This window comes from Thermoactinomyces sp. CICC 10735 (assembly GCF_016055175.1).
GTDB classification, from domain to species: domain Bacteria; phylum Bacillota; class Bacilli; order Thermoactinomycetales; family Thermoactinomycetaceae; genus Thermoactinomyces; species Thermoactinomyces vulgaris.
This window is the reverse complement of the sequence record NZ_JAECVT010000001.1, coordinates 172,716-185,170: the sequence shown is the minus strand read 5'-3', so window position 1 is coordinate 185,170 and position 12,455 is coordinate 172,716. Positions and strand designations below refer to the sequence as shown.

Here is a 12,455-nt window from a genome sequence, read left to right as displayed (position 1 = left end):
GCAATGACCTATGGGCAAAAAAAGAAGACTTTCGACAAACCGGCAGGAACAACGTCCTGCAAAACCCAAGTACACTACCCGGGCAAACATGTTTCATCAACAAGTGGTGGCACCGCTGGAAAAAAGATTTCGCCAAGCTTTAAAAGCCCGCAGATATGCCGAAGCCGAATCCCTTTATCGAAAAATCACCGAAGCGAGAAAAGAACACCGGTTATGGATTGACCGTTCCGAAAAAGTACGAATCCGCTGATGAAAAAAGCCGCCACGATCAAGTGGCGGCTTACCCGACTTTATGTTCAATGCGTAATTTATCGGCAACCATCGCGATAAATTCACTGTTTGTCGGTTTTGCTTTGGTTACGTTAATTGTATAACCGAACAGCTCCCGGATGGAATCCATATTCCCACGGCTCCAAGCCACTTCGATCGCATGGCGGATCGCCCGTTCCACACGGCTCGGAGTCGTGTTGTATTTTTTGGCAATCCGGGGATACAGCGACTTGGTGATCGCTCCGAGTAACTCCACCTCATTGTAAACCATGGAAATGGCTTCACGCAGATACAGATACCCCTTGATATGGGCCGGGACACCGATCTCATGAATCACGTTGGTGATATTGGCATCCAAATTATTGGCTTTTTGTCCGGAGGCCGCTTTTCCCGACGGGACGGAAGAGCCGGATTTCACCAATGCCGGCTTGGAAGCAATGCCTTTCATCTGCCGGATCCGGTGGGTCAACACATCCAGATCAAACGGCTTTAATATGTAATAGGAAGCTCCCAGTTCCACGGCCCGGTGCGTGATGTTTTCCTGGCCGAATGCCGTGAGCATGATCACTTTCGGATCAAACTCCAGATCCATTTGCTGGAGCTGTTCCAATACGCCAAGCCCGTCCAGATGAGGCATGATAATATCCAGGATCAAAACATCGGGAATTTCCTGTTTTAACATTTCAATGACCTCGCCCCCGTGGTGGGCCACACCGATCACTTCAATATCTCCCTGCCCGTTCAAATGTTCTTTAAGCAAATCGGCAAATTCCCGATTATCATCCGCTAGGATCACTCGGATTTTATTCAATGGAAGACCCTCCCAATCGTCCAAAACAGTTTATTTTTTCCATTCGACAAAGAATCAAAACTTCCTGCATTCCGCCTTTTGATGAGGGCATAATTTTTAAGAAAATAAAAAAATATACAATTTCATAAAACGAATTCGGTGTAAAACCACGAAAAAGTTGCATATTAAAATTAGAAAGGAGTGAACCGCTTTGAAAAAACCGTCCAATTCCAGCTTGGAACAAAAGAAAAAAAACGAGAAAACCAAACAGCAAAACAAAACCGAAACCGAATTTGCCGCCGGCTTTGGAAACAAGAAGCTGGAAGGGCCGGACCGCCCGTCAACTTAACTTCATTATTCAACGTTAAAAAACTGGGATATATCTTCCCGGTTTTTTTATCTCCAAACTTATAGATTGAAAAACAATTATATTCAAATAAATACAATTATTGTTATAAAGATTGATTCATCTTTAAATTTCTTTTAACATATTATTTGTCGTTTATTTACTAGATCAATTAATAAATAGTCATAAACATTTATAATCATGTCATTTTTTTGCGAGGTGATTGAATGAAAAAGGTTAAAATCAGTCTGGCATGGCAAATATTTATCGGGCTCATTTTGGGTATCATTGTCGGGGCCGTTTTCTTCGGCAATCCGAATATCGAAAAATATCTGCAACCCATTGGCGACATTTTCTTGCGCCTCATCAAAATGATTGTCATCCCCATTGTCATTTCCAGCATTATCGTCGGCGTAGCCGGTGTCGGAGACATTAAAAAACTGGGGAAACTCGGCGGAAAAACCATTCTTTATTTCGAAATCATCACCACCATCGCACTGCTTGTCGGGTTGCTCGCCGCCAACGTGTTTCAACCGGGTAAGGGCGTTGACATGCAATCCATCGAGCAAACCGATATCAGCCAATACCAAGAAACCACGAAAGAAACGGAAGAACACGGGCTCATTGACACCGTCGTCCAAATCGTCCCCGAAAACTTGTTTGCGGACATTGTGGAAGGCGACATGCTGGCCATCATCTTTTTCTCCGTCATGTTTGGCCTTGGGATCGCCGCGATCGGTGAAAAAGGAAAACCCGTGCTCAGGTTTTTCCAAGGAACCGCCGATGCCATGTTTTATGTCACCAATACCGTCATGAAATTTGCTCCCTTTGGCGTCTTTGCCCTGATCGGAGTCACGGTTTCCAAGTTTGGGATCGAATCCTTGATTCCATTGAGCAAACTTGTGATCTTGGTTTATGCGACCATGATCTTTTTTATTGTCGTGGTCTTGGGGCTTACCGCGAAAATCGTCGGAGTCAACATTTTTCATTTGGTCAGGATCTTAAAAGACGAATTGATTTTGGCTTACTCCACTTCCAGCTCGGAAGCCGTTTTGCCAAAATTGATGGAGAAAATGGAGCGGTTTGGCTGCCCGAAAGCGATCACTTCGTTTGTCATTCCAACCGGTTATTCGTTTAACTTGGACGGTTCCACGCTTTATCAAGCCATTGCCGCCATTTTCATCGCCCAGATGTATGGCATTGATTTGACTGTCACCCAACAGGTCACCCTTTTGCTCACACTTATGATAACCTCCAAAGGAATTGCCGGAGTTCCGGGAGTTTCCTTCGTGGTCCTGTTAGCCACCTTGCATGTTGTCGGCATCCCGGCAGAAGGATTGGCATTCATCGCCGGCGTCGACCGCATTATGGACATGATGCGTACGGTTGTCAACGTCCTGGGCAATTCTTTGGCATCGGTTGTCATGTCCAAATGGGAAAAACAATTTAACGAGAAAAAAGCCAAAGACTACTTTGAAGAAATCAAAAATGCCACCTAAGACTGCTGCGTTCAAACAGCAGTCTTTTTCATTGATTGAAACGACTCATAACATAACACCTTCCCCTTCCCCTTGCAATCTCCAACCGACAGCATCTGACCGTAAAAGATGCAATTTAAACTCCATGGAATGAAATTATGAATAACTTTATCTGATTTACTCCTTTTTAATAAATTTCCTTCCTGATTTCTCCCCTCATCCCTACCCTTCCAAGCCAAAATATGCTAATATAAAAAAATATGTTGAAAGAAATTTGTATTTTTCCCTTAAATCATCCATTTCAATCGTCTTTAAAGAAGAATTAACAATATAGACAAGAGTGTTTTAAATCGAATATTACAAAAACAAGTATAATTGGCTATGATTTATGAATTATTTACATAGGTTGTAAACCGTAACCCGGTTTGCAAATAAATCGAAATATTGCTTAAACAGAGTGAACCTCCGGGTTCATTCTGTCTGTTATGACAGCCATGAAAACACATCCATGAAAGGAAGGTGAATCTGTTACGGAAAACAAATTACATACATACTTGCGCCAGCGAAGGAAACGGTTTAAAATCCATCCTTCTGCTTTTGTTTTCCGTAACCATGTGTATGCGTCACATGCGAAAAAACATCCCCCGCCGCCTGCTGATGGCAATCATCTGCATGATGATCGGAATTGTCATTCCATTGTCACCGGCGATTTCCCACGCCGAAGGAGGCGGCATCAACGTTCCTTCGGTCGATGACCATTTTTACAAGCCGAAGGAAGGGCCGAAACCGGAAGAGCAAAAAAAGATCAACGATGAAAACACCAAAGTGGAAACACCGGAGCAAAAACAACAACCGCAATCCAAAAACGAAAAGAAAAACGACGGTCCGGATCCCTGGACAGTCATGAAATTTGTGATCAATGACTTTTTCAAAGAACAAGCCGCTTCCATTGAACCTTATATATACAATCCAATTGATGAAATCTCCCCCAAAGGAGCCGTTTACGGCAACATAGTGAAAATCCCGCGGTCAGCCATGGGAAACTTGGTTTTTCAAGATGGATCTGCTGGGAAAATCTTTATTGATACTTGGGATGGGGCAGAAAAATCGATTGAAGTATGGAACAAATATAAAGACTTAAAACAAATTAAAAATCTGCAGGAACAATTAAGAAATTCTACAACTGTATTTCAAAGAGCCGAGATTCAAAGTCAAATCGGAAAACTCAGTTCCGTTTCCAAATTGTCCAAAGGTCTCGGCTGGGTTGGCATTAGTGTTGCCGCTATCGATACAGGAAATAATCTGATTGACACCTACAAAAATTGGAAAGCCGGCAAAGGTGCAGAAGCCCGGGATGCAGCCATCAAAGCTGTGGGAAGTTTCGGTGAAGGTCTGATTTCGGCAGGAGCCTTGATGGGACCCACTCCTTGGGGAATCGGTTTAGCCGCTGCCGGTACGGTATTATGGGCTGGAAGTGCCATTTGGACCCATCGGGAAGGCATCAAAAAGATGGCACAAGGAGCCGTTGATTTGGCGAAAAAAGGGATTAACGCCGTGAAAAATGGTGTAAAATCGGCTTGGAACAAACTTTTCGGTTAAACAAAGGAGGGCTTGAACATTGAACTTGGAAGAATTAAAAGTCAATCCAAATCCTGAACCACCTGAACTAATTAAAAAGGTAGGAAACTCATACGCGAAAGAGGGAGAAAAAATCAATGTTTTCCCTCAAAGGGTTCTTTACAAAAATGAAAAGTATTATTATGTCTCTTATTACTACAAATCCTTAAATGAAGATGCAGCAGGAATCTTGATTGTCAAAGAAGATGGCACAGTTCCTCCCCATAAAGATGCGATTGTCATTCGAGATTATATTTCTGACGTAGACAAAGGGTTGGAAAATGTATTTACATATGGTTTGGAATGGTCCAACCGTCCCATGGGGGTGTGGAAAAAGTTACAATCCCTGTTGGATTCTTTTGCAGATACGGTCCATGCTTCCAATGATCCTTCTTTCAAACAAGGATATGAAGTCTTTTGTTCTATTCCGCAAACGATGTTTGAAACACAAGATCAGTTGAAAGAAGTCGTGGAAAACGCAAAAAAATATTATTCAGAAATAACCATTGACTATGTCATTACAGAACAAACTCATGAAAAAATTAAAAACAACTTTCGTCGGATGATGGATATCAAGAAGAAGCAATTTGAAGTGCAGATCGAAACGGAAGAAGAACGGACAAACTTCATGAAGCAATTGAAAGAATCCATTTCTTTTTTGGATCTGTCGAAAAAGTTTTCCTATATGCGGCTCCATAAGTTGCATAAATGGCTGAATGCCGATCAAGCCACGATGGCTGAGTATGAAGATTTTAAAAATGATATTTACCGAAGTAAAGCCAACGAACCCTTAAGACAACAATTAATCGAAATCATACGCAACCCCAGAGACTAAATGTTAAAGGAGGACAAAATGCTCATTCGGGATTCGTTACAACTGTATCGCGAAGAATTTGGCAAGATCTTATTGCTGGGTTTGATCGTGATCGTTCCAATCCAGTTTCTGTGTATACTCATCAACAACTATTTTTATTTCTATTATTGGTTACCTCAGATTCATATCGCTGATTTGTTCTACGGCATCAATATGTTGATTGCCGGATCACTGGTCCAAATTCCCTTTATCAAGCTCTTGGACAGTTACCGGAAACGGGAATACATTGAGTTTTCGAGTGCATACGGGAGCTTTTGGCAATATGGTTTTGTCGTTTTTGTGATGTCCATTCTCTATACTTTGGGAGTGGTCACCGGAACTTTCCTTCTCCTTATCCCGGGACTGGTTTTGATGGTTCTGTTTAATGCCTTCCCTTTTGCCGTGGTACTGGACGAAAAAAAATGGTGGGAAGGCTTCAAACAAGCCTTTCAATTTGGCAAAAGCAATTTCTGGAAACTGTGTGGTATTATTTTTGGCTTCTTGATCGTGGAGCTGGCTGTCGAGTGGATCGTCCAATCGATCACATTCTTATTCACCGACCGCTACCTCGTGGTGGCATCCGTGGTCATGCTGGTCAATATGTTGTTTGTTCCGCTTGTCACTTTTGCCACCGGCTTGTTATACCAAGATTGGAAAGAACAACCCGACTCAGCAATTTGAAGCCAAATTCAAAGGCAAGATTCCGAAAATGGATTCTTGCCTTTTTTTTCTTGTTGGTTTGCTCTTTGTTTGTATAAAAGTATTTTGAATTAGAATTTTTTTATATAAAAAAGCAGGTTTTCCCTCCTTTGTAGCCAATTATATAGTCAGAATATTTTTATAAGGAGGGTTTTTCTTGGCCAAAAAATTGGTAGTCCTCAGTTTGTTTGTGGTCACCCTGCTGGCATGGACTCCGGCCTTTGCTTACAATTTGTGGGGTTACAGATGGTCAAGCAGCAATATTACGTATGAATGCGATATGGGAGGCGACTATACGACACAGTGCGAAAACGGCGCTGCGGAATGGAGCAGCCGGACGGATGTAAATCTCAGTTACGGAGGGTCCAGTGCCGGGATTCGCACGGAGGCCGGCAATTATGGAAATGTTTCCTGGAGCGGCCTTTGCACCGTTACTTCCGCTTCAGGCAGCACGGTTTACCAAATGGATATTTCCATCAACCGTTATTATACCGACAGTTATTCCTCTCAGGTTCGAAAAGGAGTCATCACGCACGAACTGGGGCATGCGATCGGTCTTGCCCATGAAGACCGGCTGGGACCCGGTGGAGCAGTCATGTACAGCAATGACGGGAGAACGGTTTATTCCCCGACCCAGGATGACATCAGCGGAGTGAATGCCATTTATTAATTTTTAAGGAGGTTTATTTATGCTGAGGAAGTCCAAACACCTTCTTTATTCCATCGGGATCACAAGTCTTGCTTTGTTGACGGCGGCCGGGATCTATGTTTCTTTCTTCCAACCGAAAGAGGTGGAAGTGGGTGTGTCCTTGAACAAAATGTATTCCAGTGTGAAAGAAATGCAGCAAGAAGCTGATTTAATCGTGGAGGGCAAGGCTCTTTCCGGGCAAAAAAGTTTTTTCTATGACCGGGTTCCGTTTACCCTGACTTCGTTTCAAATTGATCAGGTCTATGAAGGGAACGCTCCGCAAAAAGTCATATCCATTTTGGAAACCGGTGGTGTACAGAAAAATATGAATTTTACCGTGGAAGGAAATGAAGTCATGGATGCGGATGACTCGTATGTTTTGTTATTGAAAAAATACGAAGGTCCGGTGACAAATGATCCCAGCTACGTGATCGTGGGCGCTTATCAAGGGAAATTTGCTTTGGATGGAAACCGGGTTTCTGCTGCTGAGCACGTGGATGCGGCCCTTCAACAAATTCAGACGAAAGATCAACTTTTAAAACAACTGGATCGATCCTGAAGAGAAAAAAGCGGCTACGATGTGTAGCCGCTGTTGATTGAATCACCCCTGCATCTTGCAACATCCATTCGATAAAAGTTCCATATCCCGAAGTTGGATCATTGACAAACACGTGAGTTACTGCCCCAATTAATTTTCCGTTTTGAATGATCGGGCTTCCACTCATTCCCTGGACAATGCCGCCGGTTTTTTTCAATAACCGGGGATCCGTCACTTTGATGATCAATCCTTTGGTCGCCGGAAATTTTTGTTTGATGGCATGCACGATTTCAATGTTGTATTCCTCCACTTTTTGCCCCTCAACCACCGTCAGGATTTTGGCAGGGCCCTCTTTCACTTCATCAGCGAGAGCAACCGGAATCGGTTTTTGGTATTTTCCGTTAGCCGGGGCCTCATTCATCTGCCCGAAAATCCCGAACGGTGTATTCTGGCGGATGTTCCCCAACACTTGATTTTCCCTGAAGAAAATGGCTCTTTTTTCACCCGGTTCACCAGATTCCCCTTTTTGAATCGAGGTCACATTGGATTGGACAATCTTTCCTTCCCCCACACGAATCGGCAGTCCGGTATCCACGTCTGTCACGACATGTCCCAGTGCCCCGTACACATGTTTTTCAGGATCATAAAAGGTCAGCGTTCCCACCCCGGCCGCGGAGTCGCGGATATAAATCCCCAAGCGGTAACGGTTTTCCCTGGCATCTTTTTGTGCCTGAATGGTGGTGTTTTTTTGTTTTCCTTCCCGTATCAGTGTGACCCGGATCGGTTTATCCTCCGATTTTTCGACTTCTTTGGCCACATCCTGCACCCGGTTGACCGGCTTTCCGTTCATGGCCACAATATAATCGCCGATCCGGATGTCAGCTTTTTCAGCCGGTGAATCCACCTTTTCATCGCTGGTCTGGATACGATGGTGGCCGACAACAATCACTCCTTTGGAATAAACCTTCACTCCAATGGATTGTCCGCCGGGGATCACCTTTAACCGGGGATAAACATTCACTTGGACTTTTTTAATCGGGAATGCACCAAATAAGTTCAGGGTCAGCCAAGTCTTTCCGGCTGTGTTGGTAAATAAAGTGACAGGCTTTTTGAGATCCACCGGAACCTCAGCTTGACGGAATCCGTTCACATGGAGAATACGGGGATCGGATACACTGGCAGTAGCGGTGGCAGGCATGGATAAAGGAAGCTGTTTTGATTCACCCTGAAAAAGGCGGATCTCATGTGGAAATTGGATCCATTGCTGAAAGACACTTGTAGTACTTCCCAACATCAGGAGAAGCACCAGGAGAAATCCCAACCATTTTCGTTTCCCTTTGCTTTGCAATCTTACCACTCTCCTGAGCTTCCCGCCTTCCCTTTCGCCAATTTTGAAAGGTGCAGCTTACTAATCTTAAGGTAACCGCTTCACCGGCCTTTTATGTCCTTCAAAACATTCCTGCTCATGAACATGTTCCCTGAAAAACCAAATGCCAATTAAAAAACAAAAAAGCCTTTAACACCTGGGTTAAAGGCACTCACCTCACATATTGTTTCTTTTGTTCTTCAGCCAGCCGGATCATTTCCCGGGCGTGATTCCGGGTCGTACTGGTCACTTCCACGCCGCCTAGCATGCGCGCCAATTCAACCGTGCGACCTTCCATGTCCAGCTTCTCCACTTTTGTCCTTGTCTTGGATTGCAACACTTCTTTTGCAATGTACATATGGCAGTCCGCCATACAAGCCACTTGGGGCAAATGAGTCACGCACAGGACTTGATGCCTGTTCGACAAAAACGCAATTTTTTCCGCAATGGCTTGCGCTGCGCGGCCGCTCACTCCCGTGTCAATCTCGTCAAAGACCAATGTATCATTCCGGTTCACTTCGGTAAAAATACATTTGAGCGCCAGCATCAACCGGGACAATTCTCCCCCGGATGCAATTTTGGCAAGCGGCTTTAACGGTTCGCCAGGGTTGGGGGCAATTTGAAACTCAATTTGATCCTGCCCGTGAGCATAAAAAACGTCATGGCGGTAAGGCTCCGGAAAAAAGGCGACGTGAAAAACGGTCGACCCCATATTTAAATCCTTCAATTCCTGTTCCACTCTGGTTTCCAATGCGGATGCGGCTTTTTTCCGTTTCGATGTGAGCTTTTGCGCCAATTCTTTCAATTGCTCCGTATATTGGCGGCATTTTGCGCTGAGTTCCGCTTCAATTTCCTCATGATTTTCGAGCTCATGCAGTTCTTGGTCCACTTGTTCTTTATAAGCCAAAATCTCTTCAATGCTGTCCCCGTATTTGCGTTTTAATTGGTGAATCAAATGGATTCTTTCTTCCACCTCGTAAAGGCGTTTGGGATCGAACTCAAAACTGTCCTGATAGCGGGCAATTTCAATTGCCGCTTCTTCCAGTTGGTAACAGGCCGACCGGGCCAGTTCCGCCACATTTTCCAAAAACTCGTCCACTTCGGAAATCTGGCTTAAATGGGATATCGCCTCCTGCACGAGGCTGATGCCTCCCTGTTCACCGTTTAAGTATTCATATGCCTTCGCACTGTGGACCATCAGTTTCTCGGCGGAAGCCAAACGTTTGTGTTCCGATTCCAAAGCTTCTTCTTCCCCGGGGGTCAACTGAGCTGCTTCAATTTCATCGGCCTGAAAACGGAGCAAATCCAAACGCCGGTCCAAATCCCTCTGATTTTTTCGCAATTGTTCCAATTGGCGCTTTACTTTATCGTAAGAAACATATATCTCTTCATATTGCCGGCGCAATGAAAGAATTTCCTCGCCGCCGAAATGGTCCAGCCACTCCAAATGTTCCTCCGTTTTCAGCAATGATTGGTGCTCGTGCTGTCCGGAGATGTCAATCAAACGGGGTCCGACTTGTTTGAGCAAGGACAGCGTGACCACTCTTCCATTGATCCGGCAGGTGCTTTTCCCTTGCGCAGTGATCTCTCTGCGGATGATGATTTGATCCAACTCTTCCTCATCAAATCCCCACTCCACCAGCGGAGCCCGTGCAGCATGCTCTTGATCCAGTTCAAACACCGCTTCGATTTCGGCTTTTCCTTCTCCATGGCGGACAAAATCCGCAGATGCCCTGCCGCCGGCAACCAAGCCCAGAGCATCAATCAAGATGGATTTCCCGGCGCCCGTTTCGCCTGTTAACACATGAAACCCATGGTCAAATGCGATATGCACCTCTTCAATGATGGCAAAGTGGCGAATAACGAGTTCCTTCAGCATCCCGACCGCCTCCTTACAGCAAATCCAAGAAGCGCTGCATTAATTGAGGTGCCTGCTCTTTGGTCCGGGAAATGATCAATATGGTGTCATCCCCTGCAATCGTACCCATCAACTCTTCCCAATCCAAATGATCCAACAAAGCGGCCACGGCTTGGGCATTACCGGGCAAGGTTTTGAGCAAAACCAGGTTTTCGCTGTAATCGATGCTCACGAAAGATTCCTGAAGTGTCCGCTTTAATTTTCTTAACGGATCAAAACGTTTTTCCCCGGTGGGAAGTGAATATTTATATGCCCCGCTGGCTGTCGGAACTTTCACCAGATGCAATTCTTTAATGTCCCTGGAGACGGTTGCCTGTGTCACATTGAAACCCGCTTTTTTCAATTCCGCGACCAAATCGTCTTGTGTTTCAATCTCTTTGCTTGAAATGATTTCACGGATTTTAATATGGCGCTGTGCCTTCATGTTCTCCACCTACCCTGCTAACATCCACACTCTCGCCTTGCAGTTTTTGGCGTACCACCTCAAAAAATGAACGATCCTGCCATTTGATCAGTAAAGCGGAGTGCTTATAACGCTTTACCCGGACAATATCTCCTTCCTTCAAACAATAGCCGATCTGACCATCGATGGTGATGCCCATCTCCCGGTGAACGGCCGAAACATGGATATCGATGACCGATTCAGACGGAAGAACCATGGGTCTGGAAGTCAATGTATGTGAACAAATCGGCGTCAAAAGCAATGCCCGGATTCCCGGATAGACAATCGGCCCTCCGCAGGACAAGGAATAGGCAGTCGAACCGGTCGGCGTGGAGATAATGACCCCATCACCTGTATAGGTTCCGAGAAAATTCCCGTCCATATACGCTGTGCAAGTGATCATCCGGCCGAAAGAGCCTTTGGCGATCCCCACATCATTGAGCGCAACCCCGGTTTCAATCACACGGCCGTTGCGGATGACTTCCGCTTCAAGCATCAGGCGGCATTCGATCACATAATCCCCGGAAAGCACCCGTTCAATCGCTTCGGACAGACCGCCGGTTTCCGCTTCGGACAAAAAGCCCAGATTTCCCAAATTAAAACCGAGAATCGGGATTTGATACCGCGCTAACTGTCTGGCCACCCCCAACAAGGTTCCGTCGCCGCCCAGGACAAAGACCAGTTCGACACGGTTGGCGAATTCCTCCAAAGGAAGCCCCAAGTCGGGATATCCCAAGTCAGCTGCAATATCTGGTTCAAAACAGACATCAACCCCTCTTTTTTCCAATTCCCGTTTCATTTTCTCTGCAACCGCAAAAGCTTTCGGTTTGGATCGATTTACTTTAATCCCGATTGTTTTCAACCATTTCCACCCCAATAACCACGTTGCAATCATAATAATATAAACAGAGCGGCGAACAAGATCAATATCACCGGTGCCAAATAAAACAAAACATGTTTTTGCTTTTGAAAGGAGACATCCGGTATGTCAAATTCGATCTTCTTGATCGTTCCCTGATCGCGGTCCACATACAAAATGGCATCCGGACGGTACAACAAATAATACGGCAGGAAAAAGTCCCTCAATCCGGCTCCGGATTCCCGGATGGGTTTGCGCGGTCTTGCGACAATCACAACATACCACGCATCATCGCGGCGGGCGACATAATCGATGAACAACCGGCTGGCATACTGGCGTCCACCGTAATCGATGTCAAACGGAATCCTCTCTTTTTCCCCCACCACTTCATATCCTTGTTGCCGCAACAAGTCCGGAACTTCACCCTCAATCTCTTCATCCGGTTCTTCCTTTTTCGGGTATAAGTCCAATAACTTTTTCCAAATTAAATAAAAGATGACTCCGATTAGCAGAAAAAGTACAAGGGTATCGCCCGGTCGGGTCACCATTCCCCCCCTCCTTTACCTACTAATTCGAAGTCATGCGGGTGAA

General features: G+C 45.2%; 13 protein-coding genes. 7 read left to right on the top strand and 6 right to left on the bottom strand.

The genetic code is table 11. The features are described from left to right. Nucleotides 1–10: 10 nt before the first annotated feature. Nucleotides 11–250, top strand: coding sequence for a hypothetical protein (locus I8U23_RS00920; protein WP_037993821.1), 240 nt, complete (start codon nt 11–13; stop codon nt 248–250). Between the two features lie 30 nt (nt 251–280). Here the strand turns inward: I8U23_RS00920 and spo0A are convergent, their stop codons facing one another. Beyond that, entirely contained in the window at nt 281–1,081 is an 801-nt protein-coding gene (gene spo0A, locus I8U23_RS00915; RefSeq protein ID WP_037993823.1) for a sporulation transcription factor Spo0A, read from the bottom strand. Between the two features lie 190 nt (nt 1,082–1,271). On the opposite strand from spo0A, the gene I8U23_RS00910 reads away from it, so the two are divergent. From I8U23_RS00910 to I8U23_RS00885, 6 genes are all read left to right on the top strand, one after another. Next, entirely contained in the window at nt 1,272–1,409 is a 138-nt protein-coding gene (locus I8U23_RS00910; RefSeq protein WP_156473318.1) for a hypothetical protein, read from the top strand. Nucleotides 1,410–1,633: 224 nt separating this feature from the next. Then, nucleotides 1,634–2,905, top strand: coding sequence for a glutamate/aspartate:proton symporter GltP (gltP, locus tag I8U23_RS00905; RefSeq protein ID WP_049719954.1), 1,272 nt, complete (start codon nt 1,634–1,636; stop codon nt 2,903–2,905). Between the two features lie 606 nt (nt 2,906–3,511). Further along, a complete protein-coding gene (locus I8U23_RS00900; protein ID WP_198050609.1) occupies nt 3,512–4,483 on the top strand; it encodes a hypothetical protein in 972 nt (323 codons plus the stop codon). A 19-nt stretch (nt 4,484–4,502) separates the two neighbouring features. Beyond that, a complete protein-coding gene (locus I8U23_RS00895; RefSeq protein ID WP_049719952.1) occupies nt 4,503–5,336 on the top strand; it encodes a hypothetical protein in 834 nt (277 codons plus the stop codon). 18 nt (nt 5,337–5,354) lie between these two features. Continuing rightward, on the top strand, nt 5,355–6,035 hold the full coding sequence (locus I8U23_RS00890) for a DUF7847 domain-containing protein (RefSeq protein ID WP_049719951.1): 681 nt from the start codon (nt 5,355–5,357) through the stop codon (nt 6,033–6,035). A 175-nt stretch (nt 6,036–6,210) separates the two neighbouring features. Further along, nucleotides 6,211–6,723, top strand: coding sequence for a M57 family metalloprotease (locus I8U23_RS00885; protein WP_049719950.1), 513 nt, complete (start codon nt 6,211–6,213; stop codon nt 6,721–6,723). Nucleotides 6,724–7,094: 371 nt separating this feature from the next. Here I8U23_RS00885 and spoIVB read toward each other — a convergent pair whose 3' ends face one another. From spoIVB to I8U23_RS00860, 5 genes are all read right to left on the bottom strand, one after another. Continuing rightward, nucleotides 7,095–8,636, bottom strand: coding sequence for a SpoIVB peptidase (spoIVB, locus tag I8U23_RS00880; RefSeq protein ID WP_309485129.1), 1,542 nt, complete (start codon nt 8,634–8,636; stop codon nt 7,095–7,097). Nucleotides 8,637–8,817: 181 nt separating this feature from the next. Then, complete coding sequence (gene recN, locus I8U23_RS00875; RefSeq protein ID WP_198050608.1) at nt 8,818–10,524, bottom strand: DNA repair protein RecN; 1,707 nt, start codon at nt 10,522–10,524, stop codon at nt 8,818–8,820. Nucleotides 10,525–10,537: 13 nt separating this feature from the next. After that, nucleotides 10,538–10,987 (bottom strand): transcriptional regulator AhrC/ArgR, encoded by a 450-nt coding sequence (gene ahrC / locus I8U23_RS00870; protein WP_049719948.1) that lies wholly within the window; start codon nt 10,985–10,987, stop codon nt 10,538–10,540. Beyond that, on the bottom strand, nt 10,965–11,867 hold the full coding sequence (locus I8U23_RS00865; RefSeq protein WP_049719947.1) for an NAD(+)/NADH kinase: 903 nt from the start codon (nt 11,865–11,867) through the stop codon (nt 10,965–10,967). Before I8U23_RS00865 ends, ahrC begins: the two co-directional genes overlap by 23 nt. Before the next feature lie 29 nt (nt 11,868–11,896). Next, entirely contained in the window at nt 11,897–12,412 is a 516-nt protein-coding gene (locus I8U23_RS00860) for a hypothetical protein (protein WP_049719946.1), read from the bottom strand. Nucleotides 12,413–12,455: the final 43 nt, after the last annotated feature.

Coding starts and splice junctions, on each gene's coding strand:
- I8U23_RS00860 (WP_049719946.1), bottom strand. CDS start 12,412: ATGGTGACCCGACCGGGCGATACCCTTGTACTTTTTCTGCTAATCGGA.
- ahrC (WP_049719948.1), bottom strand. CDS start 10,987: ATGAAGGCACAGCGCCATATTAAAATCCGTGAAATCATTTCAAGCAAA.
- recN (WP_198050608.1), bottom strand. CDS start 10,524: ATGCTGAAGGAACTCGTTATTCGCCACTTTGCCATCATTGAAGAGGTG.
- I8U23_RS00900 (WP_198050609.1), top strand. CDS start 3,512: ATGCGAAAAAACATCCCCCGCCGCCTGCTGATGGCAATCATCTGCATG.
- I8U23_RS00890 (WP_049719951.1), top strand. CDS start 5,355: ATGCTCATTCGGGATTCGTTACAACTGTATCGCGAAGAATTTGGCAAG.
- gltP (WP_049719954.1), top strand. CDS start 1,634: ATGAAAAAGGTTAAAATCAGTCTGGCATGGCAAATATTTATCGGGCTC.
- I8U23_RS00920 (WP_037993821.1), top strand. CDS start 11: ATGGGCAAAAAAAGAAGACTTTCGACAAACCGGCAGGAACAACGTCCT.